This is a genomic window from Embleya scabrispora DSM 41855 (assembly GCF_000372745.1).
Lineage (GTDB): Bacteria > Actinomycetota > Actinomycetes > Streptomycetales > Streptomycetaceae > Embleya > Embleya scabrispora.
Genome location: NZ_KB889664.1, coordinates 409,707 through 430,801 on the forward strand (window position 1 = coordinate 409,707; position 21,095 = coordinate 430,801).

Here is a 21,095-nt window from a genome sequence, read left to right on the forward strand (position 1 = left end):
CGCGTCGAGGCAATGACAGGATTCCTTATATCAAGATTCCGTTCAATGGTCACTCGTCCGGGACACACGTCCCGGCATGCGAGACTCGGGGCGCACACGGGCGGGATCACCGGACGAGGAGTCAGGAGTGGGGCGTATGGCGGCGCGGGCCACGGGGAACGACGCACCGGGCGAGGCCGCTCCGTTGCTCCTGTACGCGGTCAAGCAGGTCGAACTCGCGGTGCGCGCGCACCTGGACGAACTGCTGCGCCCGGCGGGCATCACCGCCCTGCAGTACACCGCGCTCACCGTGCTCGACCGCCGCGACGGCCTGACCAGCGCCGAACTCGCGCGCAACTCGTTCGTGACGCCGCAGGCGATGCGGGACCTGGTGACAGCCCTGGAGAAGCGCGATCTGATCGCCCGCCGCCACGACCCCGCGCACCGGCGCCGCCTGCTCATCGCCCTCACCCCGGCCGGGCAGGCGCTCCTCGCGCAGACCCGGGACGAGGTCGGCGCGCTGGAGGAACGCATGCTCGACGGCCTCTCGGACGCCGAGCGCCGGGCGTTCCGCGACTACCTCAACCGCGCCCGGACCGCCCTCGCGGGCGGTCCGGCACAGTAGCCCGGGAGCCGGTCCCGGCGCCTCCCGGAGAGGCCGGCCCGCGCGGGCGAGTCCCGTTCGACCGGAGGAACCAGGACGAGGCCGACGAGTTCCGGCTTCAGGTGGACAGGATCGTCGGACGCGCCCGCGGCGTCCGGGCCTCGATCGCGGCCGCGGCGTCGAGCAGGAGGTCCTCGCGAAAGCGCCTGCCGATCAGCTGCACGCCCGAGGGCAGTCCGTCGGCGACGCCGGTCGGGACCGCGAGGGCGGGGAAGCCCAGCAGCGCCCGCCTCCCGCAACGCCGCCACGCACGCCGCGTCGCGCCATTGGGGGTGCCGTGGTCGGTACCGGCCTTGGCGGTGAAGGCATCCTGGACCACCGCGCCGAAGGGGGTCACGAAGACGCCGCCTGGCGCGCCGCCGCCCTCCGAAGGTCAGTGTGTCCGCAGCGCCACGGCGGTGCGGGACGCCTGTGCGGCGACGCCCGCGATGCTCGACGTGATGAACGAGCCACCGGCCAGGTCGCCGACCACGTGTACGCGCGGGTCGGCGGGGACCACCCCACCGGACGGGTGGCGGACCGCCAGGCCGGTGGCCGACAACGATCGGATCAGGTCCCGGGCCGCGTACGGGACCGCCTGCGCGGGCGCGTTGACGGCGTTCACGACGACCTGCGCGGTGCGTCGGCCGCCGGCATCGCGGATCCGGAACCGCCCGTTCGTCGGCTCGATCGCCTGCACGCCGGAAGAGACGGTGAGCTGACCGGAGTCCAGGAGTCGCATCAGAACGGACGCGTTCACCGGGACCATGGGCGAGGCGACGCTCGTGGCCGTGCGGACGTGGCGGCGCAGCCACGCCCGGTCGGTTTCGCGCAACAGGCGCCAGGCGTAGGGCCCGACGGTGTGTGACGTCTCCTGCAACACGCGGCGGCCGATCCGGGGATCGTCGACCGCGGCGAGCTGCCGCCGCAGGCGTCGGACCGGACCGTCGCCGCCGGCGCCGCGCAGTTGGTCGGTGAACTCGTCGAAGTCCTCACCCGCATCGGTCAGTTCCTTGCGCAGCAGGCCGACGAGGTCGTCGAGCGTGAGGTGTCCCCGGGCGCTGTGCAGCCCTGCCACCCGCTCGACGGTCATGTGTGTCGGCCGCCGGCCGTCCGGGCGTTGCCAGACGTACGGGAGCACCCCGCTGCGCGACAGGAGGGTGATTCGCCCCGAATACCGGTGCGCCGCGAGCGCCACCACGACGTCGACGGCGGTCAGGCCGCTGCCGATGACCGCCACGTCGTCGCCGGCGGCGATGCGGTCGAGCGTGGCGGCGAGCGGATAGGGATCGCCGGTGAAGCCCGTCTCACCGGCAAGTCCGTACAGATCAGGGAGAGTTCCCCCACCCAGGCACAGTGCCACCCGGTCGGCCCGGTGCTCCTGCCCGTCGTCGGTGCGCAGGCTGAGACGCGTGCCGGATCGGAGGCAGGCGTGCGTCACCCGCGCGGCCACGACCCGCACGGGCCAACCCCGTTCGCCCAGTGCCGCCACGGCCTTCTCCGCGGTGTGGACCAGATAGCCGCCGTAGAGCGCGCGCGGGACCAGTGGTTGGCCGAGGAGCGGGTCGATGTGATCGACGCCGCGTTCGCCCAGCCAGGCGGCGAAGTGGCCGAAGTCGCCGCCCCGGACCGACATGAGGGCCGGTGGCGTGTTGACCAGCACCGCGTCCAGGTCCGGACCGTACGGTCGCCCCCGCCACAGGTGCGGTGACGGCTCGAAGACCGTGATGGTGCCGGTGTCGCCTCCTGCGGCGCCGGCCTCGGTGGCGGCAAGCGCGTCCAACAGGCCGACGGCTGCCGCGCCTCCCCCGACGATCGCGATGTCCATGATTCCCCTGATCTGTCTCCGGTGCCCGTGTGTGGCACCGACCCTGCCGGTCCTCGCCGGGGTGCCCCCATCCCTCGTGTTCGGGAGATCGGCGGGCGACGACCCCCTCGAACGAGGGGTTTCGTGCGGTGTGGGCGACAGGGCAGGGTGAGGGACCGGACCGGATGGTGCGGGGACCGGAAGGCGCGCGGGACCGGCGGGCCGGTCAGTCGAGGGGACGTGCATGAGCGATCGACGCCGACCGGTGCTCGCGGCCGCCGAACAGGCCGCCGACGCCCGGGAATTGTTCAGCCGCGTCTCGGCTCGGCTGCGGCGGCTGGTGCCGTTCCACTCGGCCGTGTGGACCGCCGCGGACCCGGAGACCGGCCTGATCACCGCACCGATGCTGGTGGAGAACCTGGGCTCCGGCGGGGGCTGCGCCGCCTACTGGCAAAGCGAACTGCTGGAGGAGAACGTCCTGCCGTTCCGCGACCTGGCCCGCGCGCTCGTACCGGCGGCCGGGCTGCGCGCGGCCACCGGCGATCTGCCCGCCCGCAGCGCCCGGTTCCGGCACCTGCTGCTGGACCAGGGCGTGCACGACGAGCTGCGCGCGGTGCTCCGGATCGGGGACCGACCGTGGGGATTGGTGAGCCTGTTCCGCACCACCGACGCCTTCCACCCGCAGGAGACCGCGCTGCTCGCCGACCTGTCGCGTCCATTGGCCGAGCGGCTGCGGACGTTCGCCCGGCCGGCCGCGTCCGCGCGCGGCACGGATTCCCCGGCGCCCGGCCTGATCCTCTTCGACGAATCCGGCGAAGCCATGTCGGCCAACGACGAGGCGCGGCATCACCTCGCGCGACTGCCCAACGGGCCGTCGTTCCCCACACCGCTGGGACTGGAGCTGCCGATCTGGGTGATCGGCACGGCGCTTCAGGCACGCGCCATCGCCGACGGCCGGTGCCGCGGCAGCGCCCGCGTACGCATCCGCACCACCGACGGCGGCCAATTGACCTGCCACGCCTCGTGCCTCACCGGACCCGGCGGCAGGCCCGGCCCGGTGGCCCTGGTCATCGAGCCCGCGACACCCGCCGACATGGCGGTGCTGGTCGGGGAGACGTACGGCCTGACCTCGCGCGAACTGCAGATCACTCGGCTCGTCGCACGTGGGCTGACCACCGCCGAGATCGCCTCGGAGCTGTTCATCTCGCCGCACACGGTCCGCGACCATCTCAAGACGATCTTCACCAAGGCCGGCGTCTCGAGCCGGGGCGTCCTGGTCGCCCGCTTGTTCACCGATCACCACCGGCCCGCCCGGCCGTGACCGACGGGGACCCGGCGCGCCGGGCAGGCGGCCCCCTGCCCGGGCCGGGCCCGACTCGTCCGACGGCTGCGGTCCGGGAGATTTTCGCCCGGGCCCCGGCCGCGCTATCGGGGCGTCAACACACAGAATTCGTTGCCGTCGGGATCGGCCAGCAGCACCCGGCCGACCTCACCCCGGCCGGTGTCGATTCGAGTCGCCCCAAGGGAAAGCAGACGGTCCACCTCTGCCTGCCAATCACCAGGGACGGACGGAGCGAGGTCGAAATGCAGCCGCTCCTTCCCGGTCCTCGGCATCAGCGGTGGACCACCCCAGGTGAACTTCGGGCCGCCGCGCGGAGAGCGGATCGCGGTCTCCTGGTCCTGATCCCAAACCAACGGCCACTCCATCGCCTTGCTCCAGAAGTAGCCGACTTCCTGTGAGCCGTCGCACGCCAACGCTCCGATGAAGCCGCAGTCGGCGAGGAAGGTGTTGCCCGGCCCGATGACGCACAACTCGTTGCCCTCGGGGTCGGCCAGCACCACATGACTCTCCTCCGGGCGTTGGCCGACGTCGATGTGCCGTGCACCGAGTTCCAACGCCCTGGCCACCGTTTGCTGTTGGTCCTCCAGGGATGTACTCGTTAGATCGAAGTGCATCCGGTTCCGGCCGACCCTTCGCTCCCGGGTCGGAAGAAAACGGATGCGGAACCCGGTGTCGTCACCGGGCAGGAGCGCGACCCCGTCGTCTGGATCATCGACCAATTCCCAACCCAGGAGCCCGGACCAGAACCGCGCGACATCCAGGGGCCGAATCGCATCGAAGCAGACCGCGAACAGTTGACAAGTCATTCCTGCGCATCTCCGATCCACCGACCGCTGCCGACACGGCGCCGTATCGGCACTTCGAACGGAAAGCCTACGGGTGAACCCGTGTCACCCGCAGCGGGCGAATCACCAAGGGGCAGGTTCGTACGCAGATCCCGGCGTACGCAACGGCGGCCACCGATCGCTCGCCCTGCCGCCCCGCGCACACCATTGCGGCGGGCACGGCTATGGACGGACGGTGCCGGCGCGGACTTCGAGAGGGTCACCGCTGCCCGGGTGCGCCGGCTGCGAGCGGGGGACCGGATCGCCGGCTTCGTCGTCGACCGTGTCGGTCACCGCGCCCGCCCCCGCGGCGTCGGCGTCCCCCTCTTCCGAACGCGCCCCCGTCGGTTGTTGCGGTCCGGCGTTCGCTCGCGGCGGGGGAGGCAGGACGGCGGGAGCGAAGTTGGCGAAGGGTTCGGCGGCGGCGATCAGGTCGGCCAGGGCCGGTGAGGTCGCGGCGTCGGGATGGTCGGCGAGTGCCCGGCGGGCGGCCGTGACCGCCGCGCGCAGTTCCTCGTGACGGGTGGTGGGCATCGGCGGGTTCCTTGTCCGGGTCGGTGTCGGTCCGGGGCCGTGCCCGACCGCGGGGGTGTCCGGGGCCTACCCCCGTGCCGAGGCACGGAAGCGGGAGCCGCGTCGTGCCCGGTGCCGGACACGGCCGACGATAGGGCCCGTGGCACCGCATGGCGACCGGCGCGCGGGGCGCGGACGCTGCCGGGAGTGGTGGCGCCGGCGTGCGATCGGTCACCGAGTTCGGTCCGATGCCACCCAAACGCACCGGGCGCGGGGTGCCGAAACGGCACCCCGCGCCATGCCGGGGAGGTTCATCCGTCGAGGAAGCGCAGCAACTCCGCGGTGACGAACCCGGGGTTCTCCTCGACCAGCCAGTGCCCCGCGTTCGGCACGTCCACCGCGCGCACGATGTTGGTCATCCGCGGGGCCGCGGTGGCCCGGATCGGGTCGAGCTGCCCCTGGGCGGTCAGGAGCAGGGTCGGGACACGTGTCGGCGCTGCCGCCACGGTGTCGCGGACGTCCTTGTCGAGGGCGCGGTAGAGCTCGAAGCCGCCGGACAGGACCTCGGGCCGGCGGTAGGTCCGGGTGTACTCGTCGATCTCCGCGTCGGTGAACGGGGATCGCTCCGACGTGCCGCCGAACGCCGGGCCGCCGAACGAGACTTGCGGATAGAACAGTGCCAGGTAGTCGCGAACGTCGTCACCGACCACCGTCTCGGGGACCCGGCGCTGGGAGTGGAAGGCGATGTGCCAGCTGAGCGAGCGGTAGGTGGGTGCGTCGATCGCGGGTCCGGGCAACGGCAGGTCGAGGTAGCCCAGGCGCGCGGTGTCCGCGGGGAACCGGGTGGCGTATTGGAACGCCACCGCGGCGCCGAAGTCGTGCCCGACGACGCGGGCGTCGCGCAGCCCGAGTCGATCGGCGATCAGGGTGTGCACGTACCGCGCCAGGGTGGCTTTGTCGTAACCGGTCGGGGAGCCGGAGCTGTCGCCCAGCCCGGGGAGGTCGACCGCGTACACGGTGTGGTGCTCGGCCAGGGCCGGCATGATCGGCCACCAGCCGAACCAGGTCTGCGGCCAGCCGTGGATCAGCACCACCGGCGGCCCGCTTCCGCCGGTCACGTAGTGCATTCGCACGCCGTCGACGTTTTTGAACTCGTGCCGGAAGGTGTTCTTGAACTTCGGGTCGTCCCGGGTGGCGGCGGTGTAGGCGGGCGCGTCCTCGGCGGCCGGTGTGCCGCAGGCGGCGGCGCAGACGGTCAGCAGGAGGGTGAGCGTGACGGCCACCACCGTCCGTGCGGATCGCAGGGAGCGGCGTGGCGACGGCCGTGGTGCGGGGATCATCTGTTCCTGTTCCTGGAGAAGGTGGGGGAGCCGGCGCCGGGTCGCGCCGACGATCCGCTCGCGTGTCAGGCGGTGCGGCGGATGAGCAGGACGTGGTCGGTGACCTCGGCGGTGCGCCCGCCCGGTCCGGTCGCGATCCGGCGGGGTGCGTCGGCCCGCTCGACCGTCCACGCCGCCGGATCCAGGTCGATCTCCGCGGCGACCTCCAGCGGGGTCGGGTACCGGACGCCCGGATCCTGGTTCCACGACCACGGCGCGGTCGAGCCGTGGTCGACGACCAGCAGCCGCCCGCCCAGGCGCAGCGCGTACGCGGCGACGCGCAGGATGGTCGACCTGTCCGACTCGACGGGGGTGTGCAGGTAGTGGGCGCAGATCAGGTCGAACCGGCCCGGCGGGAACGATTCCCACAGGTCGTGCCGCCGGGCACCGACCCGGTCGCCCAGGCCGCGTGAACGGGCAAGGTCGGCGAGGCGCTCGACCGCCACGGCCGAGACGTCGACGGCGGTGACGTGCCACCCCCGGCGGGCGAGCCACAGCGCGTCGCCGCCGTCACCGCATCCGAGGTCGAGCACCTCGCCGGGCGGCAGGCTCGCGACCGTCTCGGTGAGGCGGTCGTTCGGCCGCGGGTCGGTGGCTGCCGGTCGGGCCGCGTAGACGCCGTCCCAGAACGCGAACGCATCGTTGGTATGCATCGAAACTCCTTCCGTGGGAATGCGCTCAGTCTTCGCGGACGCCCCACGACCTGGCACGAAAACTTGCGGTTCTGGCAAGATCGGCTCGTGGATATCGAAACGGAAGACGTGCTCGACGCGGTGGGACCGCGGCTGCGTGCGCTGCGCCGCGACCGCGGCATCACCCTCGCCGATCTCGCGGCGACGACCGGGGTGTCGGAGAGCACCCTGTCCCGGCTGGAGAGCGGGCAGCGCCGGGCGACCCTGGAGTTGTTGCTGCCGCTGGCCCGGACCTACGACGTTCCGTTGGACGACCTCGTCGGTGCCCCGCGCACCGGCGATCCCCGGATCCACCTGAAGCCGATTCGGCGGTTCGGGATGGTCTTCGTTCCGCTGTCCCGGCGGCCGGGCGGTACCCAGTCGTTCAAGATGGTCATCCCCGCTCGGCCGAAACCGCTCGAACCGACCCCGCAGACGCACGAGGGCTTCGAATGGCTGTACGTGCTCAACGGCCGCCTGCGGCTGGTGCTCGGCGAGCGCGACCTGACGTTGTCGCCCGGTGAGGCGGCCGAGTTCGACACGTCCGTGCCGCACTGGCTGGGCAGCGCCGACGGCGGCGCGGTCGAACTTCTCATTCTGTTCGGCCTGCAGGGGATACGTGCGCACGTGCGCACCGGCTCCCATCGGTCGTCCGACGGCGAGAGCCGGCGATGAACTCGGCGATATGGCGGTGTGAGACCCCCGCGGTCCGTGCGGACGTCGCGCCACCGAGTGCCGGTGAGCACCGGCGAGCGTCGTCGATATCGTGCGTCACATGATCAACTCACCTGCAGGACGAGACGATGCCGAAGTCGCGATAGCCGCGGCGAGCGCCGGCGCGGACGTGGTACGCGAGATGTACGGGCGACGATTGGCCCGTATCGACAAGGGCGGAGGGGACTTCGCGACCGCCGCCGACGTCGAGGCGGAGAAGACGATCCTCGGTGTCATCGGCGCGGCCCGACCCGAAGACGCGGTGCTCGGCGAGGAGGGCGGCCGGCGGGGTGCCACCGGGGCCGCGCGCCAGTGGCTGGTGGATCCCCTGTGCGGGACGCTGAACTACGCCGTCGGCAACATGGTGGTGGCCGTGAACGTGGCGTTGCGCGAGGGGGCGGCGGCGGTGGCCGACCCGTTCGCCGGCGAGGTCTTCTGCACCGACGGCGAGACCGCGTGGGTGCGGCGCGACGGCGTGGACGCGCCGCTGGTACCCACGTCCGCCACACGGCTGGTGGATGTCAACCTGGATCCGCCGTTCCCGAGCGCGCCGGGCGTGCGGGCCGTGGACCTGCTGGCCCATCCCGGTTTCGTCGAGCGGTTCCGGCCGCGGGTGGTGTCCTCGACGCTGGCGTTGGCCTGGGTCGCGGCCGGCAGGCGCGCCGCGTACGTGACCGACGGCGGCGACCTTTCGGGGAGCGTGCACTTCGCCGCCGGGATCGCCCTGTGCCGGGCGGCCGGTTGTGTGCTCACCGGGATCGACGGCGCCCCGATCGGAGGGTCGGCCCGCGGACTGGTCGTGGCCGCCGACGCCGAAACCCACGCGCTGCTGATGTCGATGATTCACCACCGAGGCTGAAACCCGGTCGGGACGGGGCGCACCGGGCGGGTTCAGCCGAGGTGGATGAGAAACCAAGGGACGTCCGACGCACCGGTGACACGCAGGGGGGCAGGAGCGGTCGACGGTGCCTCGGAGGGGCACACGGCCTTGGTGGAGCGTCGATTCGCCCGGTTCGCGGTCGGCCCCGGACGGGATCTCGCGCTGCCGGGCGCCGGTGCCACCGGCGTGCGATGGCGGGCACTGGCCGCGCTCGCCGAGGAGGACCTCGCGCTCGGCCGACTGGCCGAGGGGCACGCGGACGCGCTCGCGATCATCGCCGAGGTCAAAGATCCTTCGAGGTGCTGTTCCGGTGAGTCGCTTACTGCCCTCGCACCGCCGCTTCGAGGACATGTACGCGCACTCCGCGGACCCTTGGCAGTTGGGCGAACGCGCCTACGACCGCCGCAAGTACGCGTTCACGCCGGCCTCCCTGTCCCAGGAGCGCTATCGCAGCGCATTCGAACCCGCCTGCTCGGTCGGGGTGTTGACCGCGGCACCGGCGCCGCGCTGCGACCGCTTGCTCGCCTGCGACCTGGTGTCGGTCGCCGTGGAGCAGTTCTGTTGGACGTCCTCATCCGCGCGGACGGCCCCGCCGCCGCGCTGTCGCCCGCGGCTCGCGAGGGACTGCGTTGAGCGCCCGCCGGACGGGTCGACCGGTGCGCGCGGTGGCCGTGGTCGTACCGGCGCGCGACGAGGAGGCTGAACTCCTTGGCTGCCTGGCCGCGTTGCGCGTCGCGCGGGTGCGCCTGGCGACCCGGGGGGTGGCCGCGACCGTCGTGGTCACCGCCGATCGGTGTCAGGACCGTACCGCCGAGATCGCCCGCGCCTTCGGTGCCCGGGTGGTCGAATCGGACGCGGGCGCCGTGGGCGCGGCCCGGGCGGCCCGCGGTGTTGGCCGAGGATCGGGGCGCCCCCGAGGACCTGTGGCTGATGAGTACCGACGCGGACAGCCGGGCGCCCTCGGCCCGCCTGGACTGTCGGGCGCCTGCGGGCTTCGGCCACGACCTGCGTGCACCGCCGCCCCGCCCCGGCCGACCTCGACTCCTATGCGCGACAGCACCCGAACTGGCAACGCTGCGGCGCCGACACGCCGGCCTCCTTCGAGTGCGCCACCGTCGAGGTGCCGCTGGACTACCGCGATCCCGCCGGTCGCGGCATCGACGTGGCGATCTCCCGGATCAAGGCGGCGAACCCCGCCAAGCGGCACGGCGTCCTGCTGCTCAACCCCGGCGGTCCGGGCGGTCCCGGGCTCGGCCTGCCGTGGGAACTGGAAGCCCAGTTGCCGCAGGACGTGAAGGATCGCTACGACCGCATCGGCTTCGATCCGCGCGGCGTCGGCCGCAGCACCCCGGTGAACTGCGACCTCACCCGCGAGGAACAGCGCGCGTTCCGGCCCGCGCCCGTACCTTCGACGCCAACGTCGTCTGGGCCCGGACGGTCGCCGACAAGTGCCGTGCGCACACGGGCGATCTGCTCCCGCACATCACCACCCACAACACCGCCCGGGACATGGACGTGGTGCGCACGATCCTGGGCGAGCGCAAGATCTCCTATCTGGGCCTGTCGTACGGAACCGCACTCGGCGCGGTCTACACGCAGATGTTCCCCACCCGCGCCGACCGGTTCGTGCTGGACAGCGCGGTCGATCCCAAGCGCATGTGGCGCGGAATGATCCAGGTCTGGGGCTCGGAGACGGAGCCGGCGTTCCAGCGGTGGGCAGCGTGGACTGCCGAGCGCTCGGCCACCCATCACCTGGGGGAGACTCCGTACGAGGTTGCCGAGACGTTCCGGAACCTGGTCGACCGCGCCGACCGCGACCCGGCAGGCTGCCCCTCCGGGCGGGCGGTACGAGCGGGTCAGTGGCGGCCGTGGGCGCTGTCCGATGCCCCGCCGAAGAGTCGGGCAACAGCGCGGAAGGGGAGGGTGACCACGGTGGCGATGGCGCTGCCCACGCTCCGCAAGACATCGGCTATTGCCTTGAACATCAGTGGTACCTCCGACCTGTCTGCGGCGGACAACCGATGGCCGCCGCGCACTGCCCCGTAGGGTGCGTCTGCCCGATGGGGGGTAGAGAAAACCGGCTCGATTCCGTGGCCCGAACCCCTGGCGCACCCCTCGGCCCGACCGCACCAGGCACACCGCTTCGTCGACCCTGCCGCCCCCGTACGCGCACTGATGTCGCCCACCGGCAACCGTTGCTCCCGGGATCCGATATTTTCGGCAGGTGCGTCCGACGAACGAAGGACACAGAGATGAGCGTTGACTACGACGACGGTGTGCTCCGCGTCGAACGGATCTCGCCCCCGCCCGGGATCCGGCTGACCGGTGAGGTCGATCTCGACAACTGCGCGCACGTGCGTTCCGCGTTGGACTCGCAGTCCGATGCCGGGCCGGGGGATCTCCTGGTCGACGTGTCGTCGCTGGGGTTCATCGACGTCGCCGGCGTGCGGATTCTTGTGGAGACGGCTCGCGGAATGGAACAGGGGCGACGCCTGGTCCTGCGTCGGGCCTCCGAGGACCTGTGCGATCTGGTGGAAATGGCAGGATGGGATCGGGTGCCCGGCCTGACAGTGGAGAGGGTGACAACCGGATGAACACGGCAACGACGTTCCGCCACGACGCCCTCCTTTATGCGGGCTTGGACGACTTCGTCAAGCGCACCGCAGGCTTCGTCCGCGAGGGTCTGGTCGCCGACGAGGCTGTGGCCGTCGCGGTGATCCAACCTCGCGCGGGCGCCCTGCGCGAAGAACTCGCCGCCGACGCCGCTCACGTCACCTGGATCGACATGGAACGGGTCGGTCGCAATCCGGCCCGCATCATTCCCGCCTGGGCGCAGTGGACCCAGGAGCAGGGCACGCGCGTCTTTCGCGGTATCGGCGAGCCGATCTGGGCCGGCCGCGACGACGCCGAACTCGTCGAGTGTCGCCATCACGAGACCCTGCTCAACCTGGCTTTCGACGGCGTGCCCTGGCAACTCCTGTGCCCCTACGACACCACCACCCTCGATGCGGGCACCATCGACGCGGTTCGCCATTCCCATCCTCAGGTCTTGCACGGTGCGGCCCGCATCGATCACCCACACCCGGAGCCCGACCACTTCGCGGCCACCCTGCTCGGCCCCGCCCTACCGCCCGCGCCCGACCACGCCGAGCACCTGGCGTTCCGTTCGGGCGAACTCGCCGGTGTGCGAGCGCTGGTACGTAGGGTCCTGTCGGATGTGGCCCGTGCGCAGACCAACCACGCCCTCCTGGCGATCAGCGAGATCGCCGGCAACAGCGTGGCGCACGGCGGGGGCGCGGGCACGATCAGCCTGTGGCGGCAGGATTCGTACCTCGTCTGCGAGATCCGGGACGCGGGCCGGGTGGTCGACCCGCTCGCCGGGCGCCATCGGCCCACGCCGGACCAGGACGGCGGCCGCGGATTGTGGATCGCCAACCAGATCTGCGACCTGGTCCAGATCCGATCGACCGAAACGGGAACGGTCGTCCGGCTGCGTGTCGACGTGGCTTCGTAGCCGGCCGGACTCGCGCCCGCGGACGCGATGCGCTCCTCGGCCTCCGCACGGTCGAGGGGCGATCACCGGGCCCCGGCTGTTCGCCGCCCGCCTGGCGTCCCGGCTGCGCCTCATCTGCGCGTCTTCGCCGCGCTGCGGCAGACGGACCGGCCCGGCAGCACCGCGATCGATCCGAACTGCGCTGCCTCGCCGACGGGTTGGGCAAGGAGCGGAAGGCGGTCCGGAGACTTTGGGCGTTTTGATCGCGCGGATCGTTCAGGCGAGGATCGGCGACGTCAGGGCCCCGACCGGTCAACCGGCCGTGTGCCAGGGGCCCATGCCCAGGCGCCGCGTGTTGCCGAGGTCGATCCCGCCCGGGATCGCTATCTGTTGCCGGGACTGTCCCGGAAGCGGCGCGACATCGAGGTAGCGCCCGTTCCGAGCGGCCCCCGCCCCGTCCGTGACGGTGTTGCGCCACGCGACCGCGGAGATCGCCCGCTCGCCGGGACGCAGGGTCACCGGTCGCGGCTCGGCCTGGAAGTTCTCCATGGTGAGGATCGAGGCCGCCCCCGGCTCGATTTCGACGTCGAGTGCGGCCTGCTCGGCGTCCAGGACCCGGATACCGGGATATCCGGTCACGGTGCGGGTCGTATCGCCGCAGTTGACCATCGTCAGGCTTGTCGCCCGCAGCCCCATCGCCGCGTCGGGTTCCTCTGCCGTGATCCGAAGCCCGGACTCCGGGCAACCGACGGGCCGAGCCGAGGCGTTCGGCGTCGTCACGACGTCGCGGTCGTTCGGTAGGGACGACGCTCCGTGCTCCCCGCGGGACGTCGGTACGGACGTCGACCCGCCCCCGCCGCCGGCGTTGCGCGCGGTCGACTCGTCCGCGCACCCGCTCCCACCCACCACGACCGCGGCCACAAGCAGCCCGCCGGTCCACGCCCACCGCATACGCCGACCTGTTTTCATTCGACGATGATTCCACGCGCCTTCGCCGGGCGGGGTGTCCGTTGCGCTGTCGGCTCGTTGCCCCGTTGGCTCGCCGACTTCCCGACGGAGCGGACTGCGAAGCGGTCGGCCCGTGCTGCCGGGCACCAGGTGGCTTCGAGCAAGTACTGAGCGGACCGGGGCCGTTTCCGCATGTGACGGAGCTCGAAAATCTAGTGCGGGCGCAGTAGACATCGCCAGATTCGATGAGTATGTTTTCTGTCGTAGCCAAGCAAGTCAGTGAGGCGCGGCGGAGACGAAGCGGCGCGCGTTGTCCAGGGTTCGACGGCGGAGTCCCGGGGCCGTGAATTGTTCGGCAAGGGTTCCGGAGGCTGGTTGTCGGGCCGAGGGGAGTCGAGGAGAACCGAGGGCGGTCCACGGGGTCGCCGTGCAGGACGGGCAGCAACCGGCAGTACCTGCACTTCGGTTGTATCCGCAGTGGCAGTACTCGTTGCACCACGAAGGCAGGAGAGGAAGGAGTGAACGCCATCCGGATCGCCCGCTCGGCGCGGTAGAGGTTGCTCGGCCGAGTGGGATCCGTAGAGACGCCGGTACGAAAGGTGGTCCACGGTCACGCAATTGCGATCCCCGCGCCCCCGCCATCTGGGGTGGACGCGGAACAAGTAGGCCGACACGTCGGTGTCGGTGGATGGTGTGGATTTCTTTCGGGTCCCTGGTGCCGCACGGCACCAGGGACCCTCGACGCGTTTACGAACAGCTGTGACGAATGTGAACTCGATGGATGTGAACTCAAGAAAGGCGCCGATGGCTCCCGAATCCGGTTCGACCCCGCCCAAGGCCGACAGGCTCGACGACGACGACTACCCCGCCTACACGATGGGCCGCGCGGCCGCATTGATCGGCGCCTCGCAGGGTTTCCTGCGCGCCATCGGCGACTACGGTTTGATCACCCCATTGCGCTCCGAGGGCGGCCACCGCCGTTACTCCCGCTATCAGTTGCGTATCGCCCAGCGCGCCCGCGAACTCGTCGACCAGGGCACCGCCGTCGACGCCGCCTGCCGCATCGTCATCCTCGAGGACCAACTGGAAGAAGCCCTGCGCCTGAACGCCGAATTGCGCAAGGCGACCCAGACCCAGCCGGACGAGAGCTGACCCACCGAACGAGCGCCGACCCACCGAGGATGCTCGGGCGCGGCGTTCCCGACAGGCGCGCGCCCTCAGGGCTCGGGCGGCCGGACCGGACCGCCGAACGCGCGACAACGGTCATTCCACGCCCCTGTCGCGCGATCCGCGTCGCCGGCGTGGGTACCGACCGGGCATGTGGTGACGCCCCGGTGGCGAGACATCGACACGAGCGAAAATCTGTCATGTCGGAGATAGACATTCGCGTTCAACGTGGCTAACGTTCCAAGTGTAGGAACCGAAGGAAACGTCGAGCGGGCGTGCCGGATGGCTTGCCAGCGCGGCGGAGAATGTCGAGAGTTCGTCGGGGCCGGTGTGTGCGAAGGGCTCCGGCGGCGGATGTACACAGGATCGTCGGACAGGTCGAGACCAGGAAGAAGAGGGTTTCGGCCGACGGCGAGGCAAGGAGCAAGGCAAGCGAAGTACATCGCACAGCACACAGCACACAGCACACAGCACAGAACACAGAGTGCAACAGCGGCAACAGATCCACCCAGCATTCGCAGGCCAGAGGAAGAAGGGAAGGGTTCCAGACGCCATCGGATAGCCCGCCATCGGCGACATGGCCGAGCGGGCACCGCGGTCCATCCGAACGGAAGGTGGTCTTCGGTCACGCACAAGCGATCCCCGCACACCCCACTGCCGCGTGCGGCAGTGCTGCGGATACGACACCGGGCTTCGTAGCCGGTGGATGGTGAGACAACCCGAAATCCCGGACCCCGGTGCCACGGCACCGGGGTCCTCGTCATGAGCGGCGAGTACGGGCCCGTCGGCAGCGCGAGCGAGGAGATCGCGGCCCACACACCGAACGCCCCGGCCTGCTCGCCCCGTCAATGCGTGACGGGTTTTCGCCCCGGCCCGGCTCATGCCGACTTCGACAATCCCGTCCGGGTCGGGCTCCGAGCCCATGTCGGTGTCCGAGCCCGGTCCGAGCGCGATCCCGCCGGGAGCAGCCACGCGAAAGCCGCGATCGTACTCCGGCAGCGAGCCGCCCGTCTCCATACGGGCGCGTGAGCGGCCGATGGACGCAGCCGTCAGCGGCCGGCTCGACCCTGGTCGGGTCGGGCGTGGATCGGGACGAGGAGGGTCGGGGACTTGGCGTGGTGGAGGACGGTGTGGGTGATGCGGCCGAGGTTGGGGCCGAAGCGGCCGGTGTCGCGGTGGGCGGTGAGCACGATCAGCTCGGCGTCGGCGCTCGCGGTGATCAGGGCGTGTGCGGGAGTGTCCAGGACGACGTCCTCGGTGACGGTGACGTATGGGTACTTCTCGCCGAGGGGCTCGAGTGCGGCGGCCAGGGTGGCCCGTGCAGCCGCCCGCCGGTCGTCCATGACCGACACGGCCGGGGCAAACCCGACGCGGCCGGCCATCGTCGCGGCGGGGTAACGCCAGGCATGGATGGCGCGCAGGGGCAGGTGTCGGGCCTGGGCCTGGGCGAACGCGGCTTCCAGGGCGGGGGTGCAGTCGTCTTCGGAGACGCCGACCACGATCGACTTCGGGGTGCGATCGGCGGCGGTCGCGTGGTCGGGATGGACGACCAGGAGCGGGCACCTGGCCGCCGCGGCTGCGGGGAGGCTGACCGAGCCCATCAGGAGGCCGGCGAAGCCGCCCATCCCTCGGCTGCCGACGACCAGAAGCGCGGCGCGATCGCTCGCGGCCTCCAGCGCGTCGATGGCGTTGGCGAGTTCGACCGTGGCGAGCACCGACAGGTCGCCATGGCGGGCACGGGCACGGGCGGCGCCGCGGTCGACGATGGTGCGGGCGTTCTCGCGCAGTTGTCGACCGAAGCGGTCGTCGGCGCCGGCGACTTCGACCCATTCCAGCGCGTGCAGCACTTCGAGGGTGCTGTGTCGGAGCACCGCCTCGTCGGCGGCCAGGTCCACGGCGCGTTCGGCACCGGGCGAGCCGTCGAATCCGACGACGACGTGGCCGAGGACCGGAGTCGGAGGGGAGGGCGATCCGGTCGCGGAGGTCGACGGCTGGCTCATGGCGCGTTCCTTTCGGGCGATGATCGGGGGCCGGTCGCCTGCCCGTGCTTCGGGTGCCCGGGGCCGGCACACCTCAGTCGTGGTCGCCCGAGGTCTCGTCGTACGGGGTCGGCACGACCACGAGGGGGCAGCGGGCGTGGCGGATCAGCCCTTGGCTGACCGAGCCCAGCAGCAGGCCCGCGAAGCCGCCTCGACCGCGGGTGCCGACGACCAGGCACAGGGCGTGCTCGGCGGCCTCGCGCAGAACCTCGACGGGGTGTCCGACGGCGACTTCGCGGTGTACCGGCACGCTCGGGTACTTCTCGGTCCAACCGGCGAGGGTCTCGGCGAGCGCGAGTCGGCCCTCCTGCATCTCCTCGCGCATCCGCAGCCCGGCCACGAGCCCGCCGGACAGTTGCCGGACATTGACCGCCACGATCGTGGCGCCGCGGCGGGCGGCCTCGTCGAAGGCGTACGCCACCGCGGGTTCGGAGCGCCGTGCGCCGTCCACCGCGACCACGATGGTCGGGGGCTCGGCGCCGGTGTGTTCGGGTTCGCGGACGACGACCACCGGGCACCTCGCGTGCGCGGTGACGGGTACCGCGATACCGCCGGTGGTCAGCAGCTCGGTCGCCGTGGACAGTCGGCGGGAGCCGAGCACGATCATCGCCGCGTCCCGGCTCTGCTCGCGCAGGGCGGCCACCGGCGTCCCGTCGGCCAGGACCGCGTTCACGCTCAGCCCGGGGTGGCGGGTCACCACGAGGTCCCGGGCCTCGTCGAGCGCGCGGAGGCCGGCGTCGCGGAAGCGTTCGCTCCAGGTCTGCCGGTGCGGGTTCAGCTCGGGGTTGCGGTCGGCGTCGGCCGGCCAGTCGAGCGCGTGCACCAGGCGCAGCGGCAGGGCGCGCCGGGCCGCCTCGTCGGCTGCCCACACCATCGCGAGCCGACCCGCGTCGGTGTGTTCGACTCCCACGACGATCGGCGTCGTCTTCTCGTGCGTGGTCACGGTCGACTCCTTTCCCGGGGCCGATTGCCTGTCGGCCCCTGTGGTGAACACTGCTCGGTGCCGACGGGTCCGGACAGGGCCGTTGGACCCGGGCGTGGGGACCGGTCGGCCCTGCCTGGCGCCGGTGATCGGCGCGAGGCTGGCGGTGAGCGGCGCGGGTGCGCCACGGCCGAAGGGAACGGTCCATGAACGAGTTCGGCACACCGCACGAGGTCTGGGCATTGGCTGCGGACGGCGAGACGGTACTGCTGCGGCCGCCGGGGCCCGAGGATCGGGATCGGGTGCTGGCGATGCACCACGCCATGTCGGCGGAGAACCTGTACCTGCGGTTCTTCGGCGCCTCGCCGTCGTCGGTGCGCGAGACCGCCGAGCGGGTGTGCAGGCCGGGTCGGGCCGGGTACGGCGCGCTGATCGCGCTCACCCACGACGGGGGCGAGGTCATCGGGGTGGTCGAGTACAACGGCGACGCCGGCACCGGCGAGGCCGAACTCGCCTTGGCCGTGACGGACACATGGCACGGCCGGGGAATCGGCACCCTGCTGATCGAGCACGCGGTCACGATGGCCCGCGTGGACAAGGTGCACACGCTGGTCGCGGACACGCTGCCGTGGAATCGGCCGATGCTGCGGGTCCTGGAGGACATGGGGCTGCCGGTGCGCAACCGGCTCGTGGCGGGTGTGATGAGCTGTGTGATCCCGTTGGACGGCGACATTCCCTCCACCGAGCGATACCTGACCGCCCTGGCGCGGCGGGAGGCTCTCGCGGACGTGGCCAGTCTGGTGCCGCTGTTCGCACCCCGATCGGTCGCGGTGGCGGGCGCCGGGCGTCGGGCGGACTCCGTCGGCCGAGCCCTGCTGCGCAACGTCAAGGCGGCGCACTACACCGGGACTCTGGCCGTGCTGCACCCCACCGCGACCGAGGTGGACGGAGTGCCGGCGTTTCCGACGCCGGATCAGCTCCCGGAGGTGCCCGATCTGGTGGTGGTGGCCGTCCCCGCCGAGGCGGTCCCCGCGCTGGTCGAGGACTGCGGACGCGCCGGCGTGCGCGCCCTGGTCGTGGTCACCTCGGGGGGTACGCCGGAGCAGGCCGCGCGCGTGCACGACTCCGTCCGCCGACACGGCATGCGGATGGTCGGCCCCAACTGCCTGGGCATCGCGCAGACCGATCCCACCACGGCGTTGAACGCGACCTTCGGCTGGGTCGTGCCCGGGCCCGGCAGCGCCGGGGTGGCGGTGCAGTCGGGCGGTGTCGGGATCGCGTTGACGGAGCAGTTGAACCGGCTCGGGATCGGGGTGTCGACCTTCGCGTCGCTCGGTGACAAGTACGACGTCAGCGGCAACGACATGCTTCAGTGGTGGCAGGCCGACACCCGGACCTCGATGGCGATCCTGCACCTGGAGTCCTTCGGCAATCCGCGCAAGTTCTCCCGGATCGCACGCACCGTCGGCCGCACCAAGCCGGTGCTGACCGTCGACGCCGGACGCTCCGCCGCCGGACGCCGCGCCGCCGGATCGCACACCGCCGCCGCGGTCACCCCGACCGTGGCGCGCGGGGCGCTGTTTCGCCAGGCCGGAGTGACCGCCGCACAGACCCTCGGCGACCTGGTCGCGGTCGCCGCGCTGTTGCACGCCCAGCCGCTGCCCGACGGTGCCGCGGTGGCGGTGATCGGCAACGCGGGCGGCGCCGGGGTGCTCGCCGCGGACGCCTGCGTGGACGCGGGCTTGGCCGTTCCGCGCTTCGGCCCCGACCTCGAAGCCGACCTCCGCGCCCTGCTGCCCGCCGGCGCCGCGTGCGCCAACCCGGTGGACACCACCGCCACCGTCGACGGCGAGACCCTACGACGGTGCGTGGACCGGGTGTTGGCGGCCGGCCACGTGGACGCCGTCGTTTTGGCCCTGGCCCCGACCGCGCTCGGTGACCCGCTCGGCGAGATCCTCGCGGGCCCCGCGGACCGTGGGCGGCCCGTCCTGGTGATTGCCCCCGAACGCGCCGCCGCGGTCGAACTGTTGCCCGCCGTGGGCGGGAAGGTCCCGGTGTACGGCGACGCGCGCACCGCGGCCGTCGCGCTCGCGCACGCCTACGAGCGCGCGATGTGGCTGACCCGACCGCGCGGAACGGTGCCGGCGTTGACCGACGTCGATCGCGGGGCGGCCCGCTCGCTCGCCGCCGAGTTCCTGCTGCGCGAGCCCGACGGCGGCTGGCTGCCGCCGCGCGAGTGCGCACGCATGCTGGGCGCGTACGGCATCGAGGTGAGCCCCTGGCGGCAGGCCTTCGACGCCGAGGAGGCCGTGGCGATGGCCCGCGAACTCGCGCCGCTGGGCGTCGACGGCGCGGTCGTGCTCAAGGCGTACGGCCCGCACATCGTGCACAAGAGCGATGTGGGTGGGGTCAGGTTGCGGCTGGTCGGTGACGACGCGGTGCGTGCGGCGTTCACCGACCTCGCCCATCGGATCGGGGCCCTGATGGAGAGCGTGGTCGTGCAACCCATGGCCGCCTCCGGCGTCGAACTGATCGCCGGGGTGACCCAGGACGAGGTACTGGGCCCGCTGGTGGTGTTCGGACTCGGCGGCGTGACCACCGACGTGCTCGGCGACCACGGCGCGCGGCTGACCCCGCTGACCGACCTGGACGCACACTCGCTGCTGGCCGGTTCGCGCGGGGCACCGCTGCTCTACGGCCACCGGGGCGGGGCACCCACCGACACGGCCGGGATCGAGAACGTCCTGCACCGACTGTCCAGGCTCGCGGACGACGTGCCGCAACTCGCGGAAGCCGACCTGAACCCGCTGGTCGCCCGCCCCGACGGGGTCACCGTCGTCGACGCCAGGATCCGCCTCGCCCCGCGACACGGACAGGATCCGTACCTGCGGCGACTGCGCTGAACCCGGAGGCCGGCGCAGATCCGAGCCACACGTCGGCCCCGCGTCGCGAAGGTCGAGAGGGACCGGCGGCCGGTTGCCGCCGTCAACCCAGCGGCACGCGCCATTCCAGGAGTGCGCCGGCCTCGGGAGCTGGTCCGAACGAGCAGGTGCCACCGAGGGATTCGGCCCGCTCTCGGATGTTCCCCAGGCCGCTGTCACGGGTCGGGGAGGTGGGCGGGCCCACGCCGTCGTCGCGCACCTGTATCCGCACGTACTTGTCGTCCGCCTCGACATGCACCTCCACGCGGCTCGCGTGGGCGTGCCGGGCGGCGTTCGCCAGTGCTTCGCGCAGCACCGCGATCACCTGGGCGGCGATCGGCTCGGACACCCGGGTGTCCAACAGGCCGTCCACGCGCAACGTCGGGGCGAAGCCCAGCATTTCGGTGACCGCGTCCACCTCGCGCAGACAACGCGAACGAAGTCCCGTACCGGCGTCGCGCCCCCGGGCCTTGAGGGAGAAGATCGTCGACCGGATCACCTTGATCGTGTCGTCCAACGCGTCCACCGCGGATTCGACCCGCTCCAGGGCCTCGGGGTGCTCGATGAAGCGCGTCGCGCTCTGCAGCGTCATACCCGTGGCGAACAGGCGTTGGATGGCCAGGTCGTGCAGGTCCCGGGCGATCCGGTCGCGGTCCTGCAACACGGTCAACAGTTCGGCGTCGCGGCGGCGCTCCGCGATCTCCAGGGCCAGCGCCGCGTGGTCGGCGAAGCCGGTGACCATGCGCACCACCGCGTCCGACAACTGCGGGCGCCCCGCCCGGTTGGCGACCTGGAGCACACCCCGGATGCGCTCGTGGGTGCCCAGCGGCAACAGGAACGCCGAGCCGAGATC

At 71.9% G+C, this 21,095-nt stretch carries 20 protein-coding genes and 1 pseudogene; 10 read left to right on the top strand and 11 right to left on the bottom strand.

The features are described from left to right. The first annotated feature begins 136 nt into the window (after window positions 1-136). Window positions 137-604 (top strand): MarR family winged helix-turn-helix transcriptional regulator, encoded by a 468-nt coding sequence (locus A3IC_RS0119265; protein WP_020551687.1) that lies wholly within the window; start codon window positions 137-139, stop codon window positions 602-604. Between the two features lie 97 nt (window positions 605-701). Here A3IC_RS0119265 and A3IC_RS73550 read toward each other — a convergent pair whose 3' ends face one another. Then, the gene (locus A3IC_RS73550; protein ID WP_020551688.1) at window positions 702-980 is read right to left on the bottom strand and encodes a hypothetical protein; all 279 of its coding nucleotides are present in this window, start codon (window positions 978-980) and stop codon (window positions 702-704) included. A gap of 36 nt (window positions 981-1,016) precedes the next feature. Next, window positions 1,017-2,450 carry an FAD/NAD(P)-binding protein gene (locus A3IC_RS0119275; RefSeq protein ID WP_020551689.1) on the bottom strand — a complete coding sequence of 478 codons (1,434 nt, stop codon included), beginning with the start codon at window positions 2,448-2,450 and terminating at the stop codon, window positions 1,017-1,019. A gap of 223 nt (window positions 2,451-2,673) precedes the next feature. On the opposite strand from A3IC_RS0119275, the gene A3IC_RS72565 reads away from it, so the two are divergent. Continuing rightward, window positions 2,674-3,750, top strand: coding sequence for a helix-turn-helix transcriptional regulator (locus tag A3IC_RS72565; RefSeq protein ID WP_026218457.1), 1,077 nt, complete (start codon window positions 2,674-2,676; stop codon window positions 3,748-3,750). Window positions 3,751-3,854: 104 nt separating this feature from the next. Here the strand turns inward: A3IC_RS72565 and A3IC_RS0119285 are convergent, their stop codons facing one another. From A3IC_RS0119285 to A3IC_RS0119300, 4 genes are all read right to left on the bottom strand, one after another. Continuing rightward, window positions 3,855-4,577, bottom strand: a complete 723-nt coding sequence (locus tag A3IC_RS0119285) for a VOC family protein (protein ID WP_020551691.1) — start codon at window positions 4,575-4,577, stop codon at window positions 3,855-3,857. Between the two features lie 201 nt (window positions 4,578-4,778). After that, entirely contained in the window at window positions 4,779-5,129 is a 351-nt protein-coding gene (locus tag A3IC_RS0119290) for a hypothetical protein (protein WP_020551692.1), read from the bottom strand. 290 nt (window positions 5,130-5,419) lie between these two features. Continuing rightward, complete coding sequence (locus A3IC_RS0119295; protein ID WP_020551693.1) at window positions 5,420-6,394, bottom strand: alpha/beta fold hydrolase; 975 nt, start codon at window positions 6,392-6,394, stop codon at window positions 5,420-5,422. A 119-nt stretch (window positions 6,395-6,513) separates the two neighbouring features. Beyond that, window positions 6,514-7,140 (bottom strand): class I SAM-dependent methyltransferase, encoded by a 627-nt coding sequence (locus A3IC_RS0119300; protein ID WP_020551694.1) that lies wholly within the window; start codon window positions 7,138-7,140, stop codon window positions 6,514-6,516. An 87-nt stretch (window positions 7,141-7,227) separates the two neighbouring features. On the opposite strand from A3IC_RS0119300, the gene A3IC_RS0119305 reads away from it, so the two are divergent. The 4 genes and pseudogenes from A3IC_RS0119305 to A3IC_RS64990 all read left to right on the top strand — a co-directional run. Next, a complete protein-coding gene (locus tag A3IC_RS0119305) occupies window positions 7,228-7,833 on the top strand; it encodes a helix-turn-helix domain-containing protein (RefSeq protein WP_026218459.1) in 606 nt (201 codons plus the stop codon). Window positions 7,834-7,933: 100 nt separating this feature from the next. Then, on the top strand, window positions 7,934-8,731 hold the full coding sequence (locus A3IC_RS0119310) for an inositol monophosphatase family protein (RefSeq protein ID WP_020551696.1): 798 nt from the start codon (window positions 7,934-7,936) through the stop codon (window positions 8,729-8,731). Between the two features lie 331 nt (window positions 8,732-9,062). Beyond that, window positions 9,063-9,455: a class I SAM-dependent methyltransferase gene (locus A3IC_RS55300; RefSeq protein WP_245599348.1), complete on the top strand. Its 393-nt coding sequence runs from the start codon at window positions 9,063-9,065 to the stop codon at window positions 9,453-9,455. A 306-nt stretch (window positions 9,456-9,761) separates the two neighbouring features. Further along, a pseudogene (locus tag A3IC_RS64990) lies at window positions 9,762-10,639 on the top strand (alpha/beta fold hydrolase); the annotation flags it as partial. On the opposite strand, the gene A3IC_RS72570 reads toward A3IC_RS64990, so the two are convergent. Then, window positions 10,609-10,737, bottom strand: coding sequence for an LPFR motif small protein (locus tag A3IC_RS72570; RefSeq protein ID WP_281174496.1), 129 nt, complete (start codon window positions 10,735-10,737; stop codon window positions 10,609-10,611). The pseudogene A3IC_RS64990 and the gene A3IC_RS72570 overlap by 31 nt on opposite strands. Window positions 10,738-11,004: 267 nt before the next feature. Between A3IC_RS72570 and A3IC_RS68760 the strand changes: the two genes are divergently transcribed. Next, complete coding sequence (locus A3IC_RS68760) at window positions 11,005-11,346, top strand: STAS domain-containing protein (RefSeq protein WP_020551698.1); 342 nt, start codon at window positions 11,005-11,007, stop codon at window positions 11,344-11,346. Beyond that, window positions 11,343-12,266, top strand: a complete 924-nt coding sequence (locus A3IC_RS0119330; RefSeq protein WP_026218461.1) for an anti-sigma factor RsbA family regulatory protein — start codon at window positions 11,343-11,345, stop codon at window positions 12,264-12,266. Before A3IC_RS68760 ends, A3IC_RS0119330 begins: the two co-directional genes overlap by 4 nt. A gap of 291 nt (window positions 12,267-12,557) precedes the next feature. Here the strand turns inward: A3IC_RS0119330 and A3IC_RS68765 are convergent, their stop codons facing one another. Next, window positions 12,558-13,025, bottom strand: a complete 468-nt coding sequence (locus A3IC_RS68765) for a DUF4232 domain-containing protein (protein ID WP_158696007.1) — start codon at window positions 13,023-13,025, stop codon at window positions 12,558-12,560. A 972-nt stretch (window positions 13,026-13,997) separates the two neighbouring features. Between A3IC_RS68765 and A3IC_RS0119340 the strand changes: the two genes are divergently transcribed. Next, window positions 13,998-14,345, top strand: coding sequence for a MerR family transcriptional regulator (locus tag A3IC_RS0119340; protein ID WP_020551701.1), 348 nt, complete (start codon window positions 13,998-14,000; stop codon window positions 14,343-14,345). 1,064 nt (window positions 14,346-15,409) lie between these two features. Here A3IC_RS0119340 and A3IC_RS55320 read toward each other — a convergent pair. Together A3IC_RS55320 and A3IC_RS55325 are read right to left on the bottom strand one after the other, a co-directional pair. Continuing rightward, window positions 15,410-16,360, bottom strand: a complete 951-nt coding sequence (locus A3IC_RS55320; RefSeq protein WP_020551702.1) for a universal stress protein — start codon at window positions 16,358-16,360, stop codon at window positions 15,410-15,412. Between the two features lie 73 nt (window positions 16,361-16,433). Continuing rightward, on the bottom strand, window positions 16,434-17,342 hold the full coding sequence (locus A3IC_RS55325; RefSeq protein ID WP_020551703.1) for a universal stress protein: 909 nt from the start codon (window positions 17,340-17,342) through the stop codon (window positions 16,434-16,436). 185 nt (window positions 17,343-17,527) lie between these two features. On the opposite strand from A3IC_RS55325, the gene A3IC_RS67505 reads away from it, so the two are divergent. After that, window positions 17,528-20,224: a bifunctional acetate--CoA ligase family protein/GNAT family N-acetyltransferase gene (locus tag A3IC_RS67505; protein WP_020551704.1), complete on the top strand. Its 2,697-nt coding sequence runs from the start codon at window positions 17,528-17,530 to the stop codon at window positions 20,222-20,224. An 82-nt stretch (window positions 20,225-20,306) separates the two neighbouring features. Here A3IC_RS67505 and A3IC_RS0119360 read toward each other — a convergent pair. After that, window positions 20,307-21,095 (bottom strand): GAF domain-containing sensor histidine kinase (locus A3IC_RS0119360; protein ID WP_020551705.1); only part of this gene is annotated, 789 nt, incomplete at its 5' end.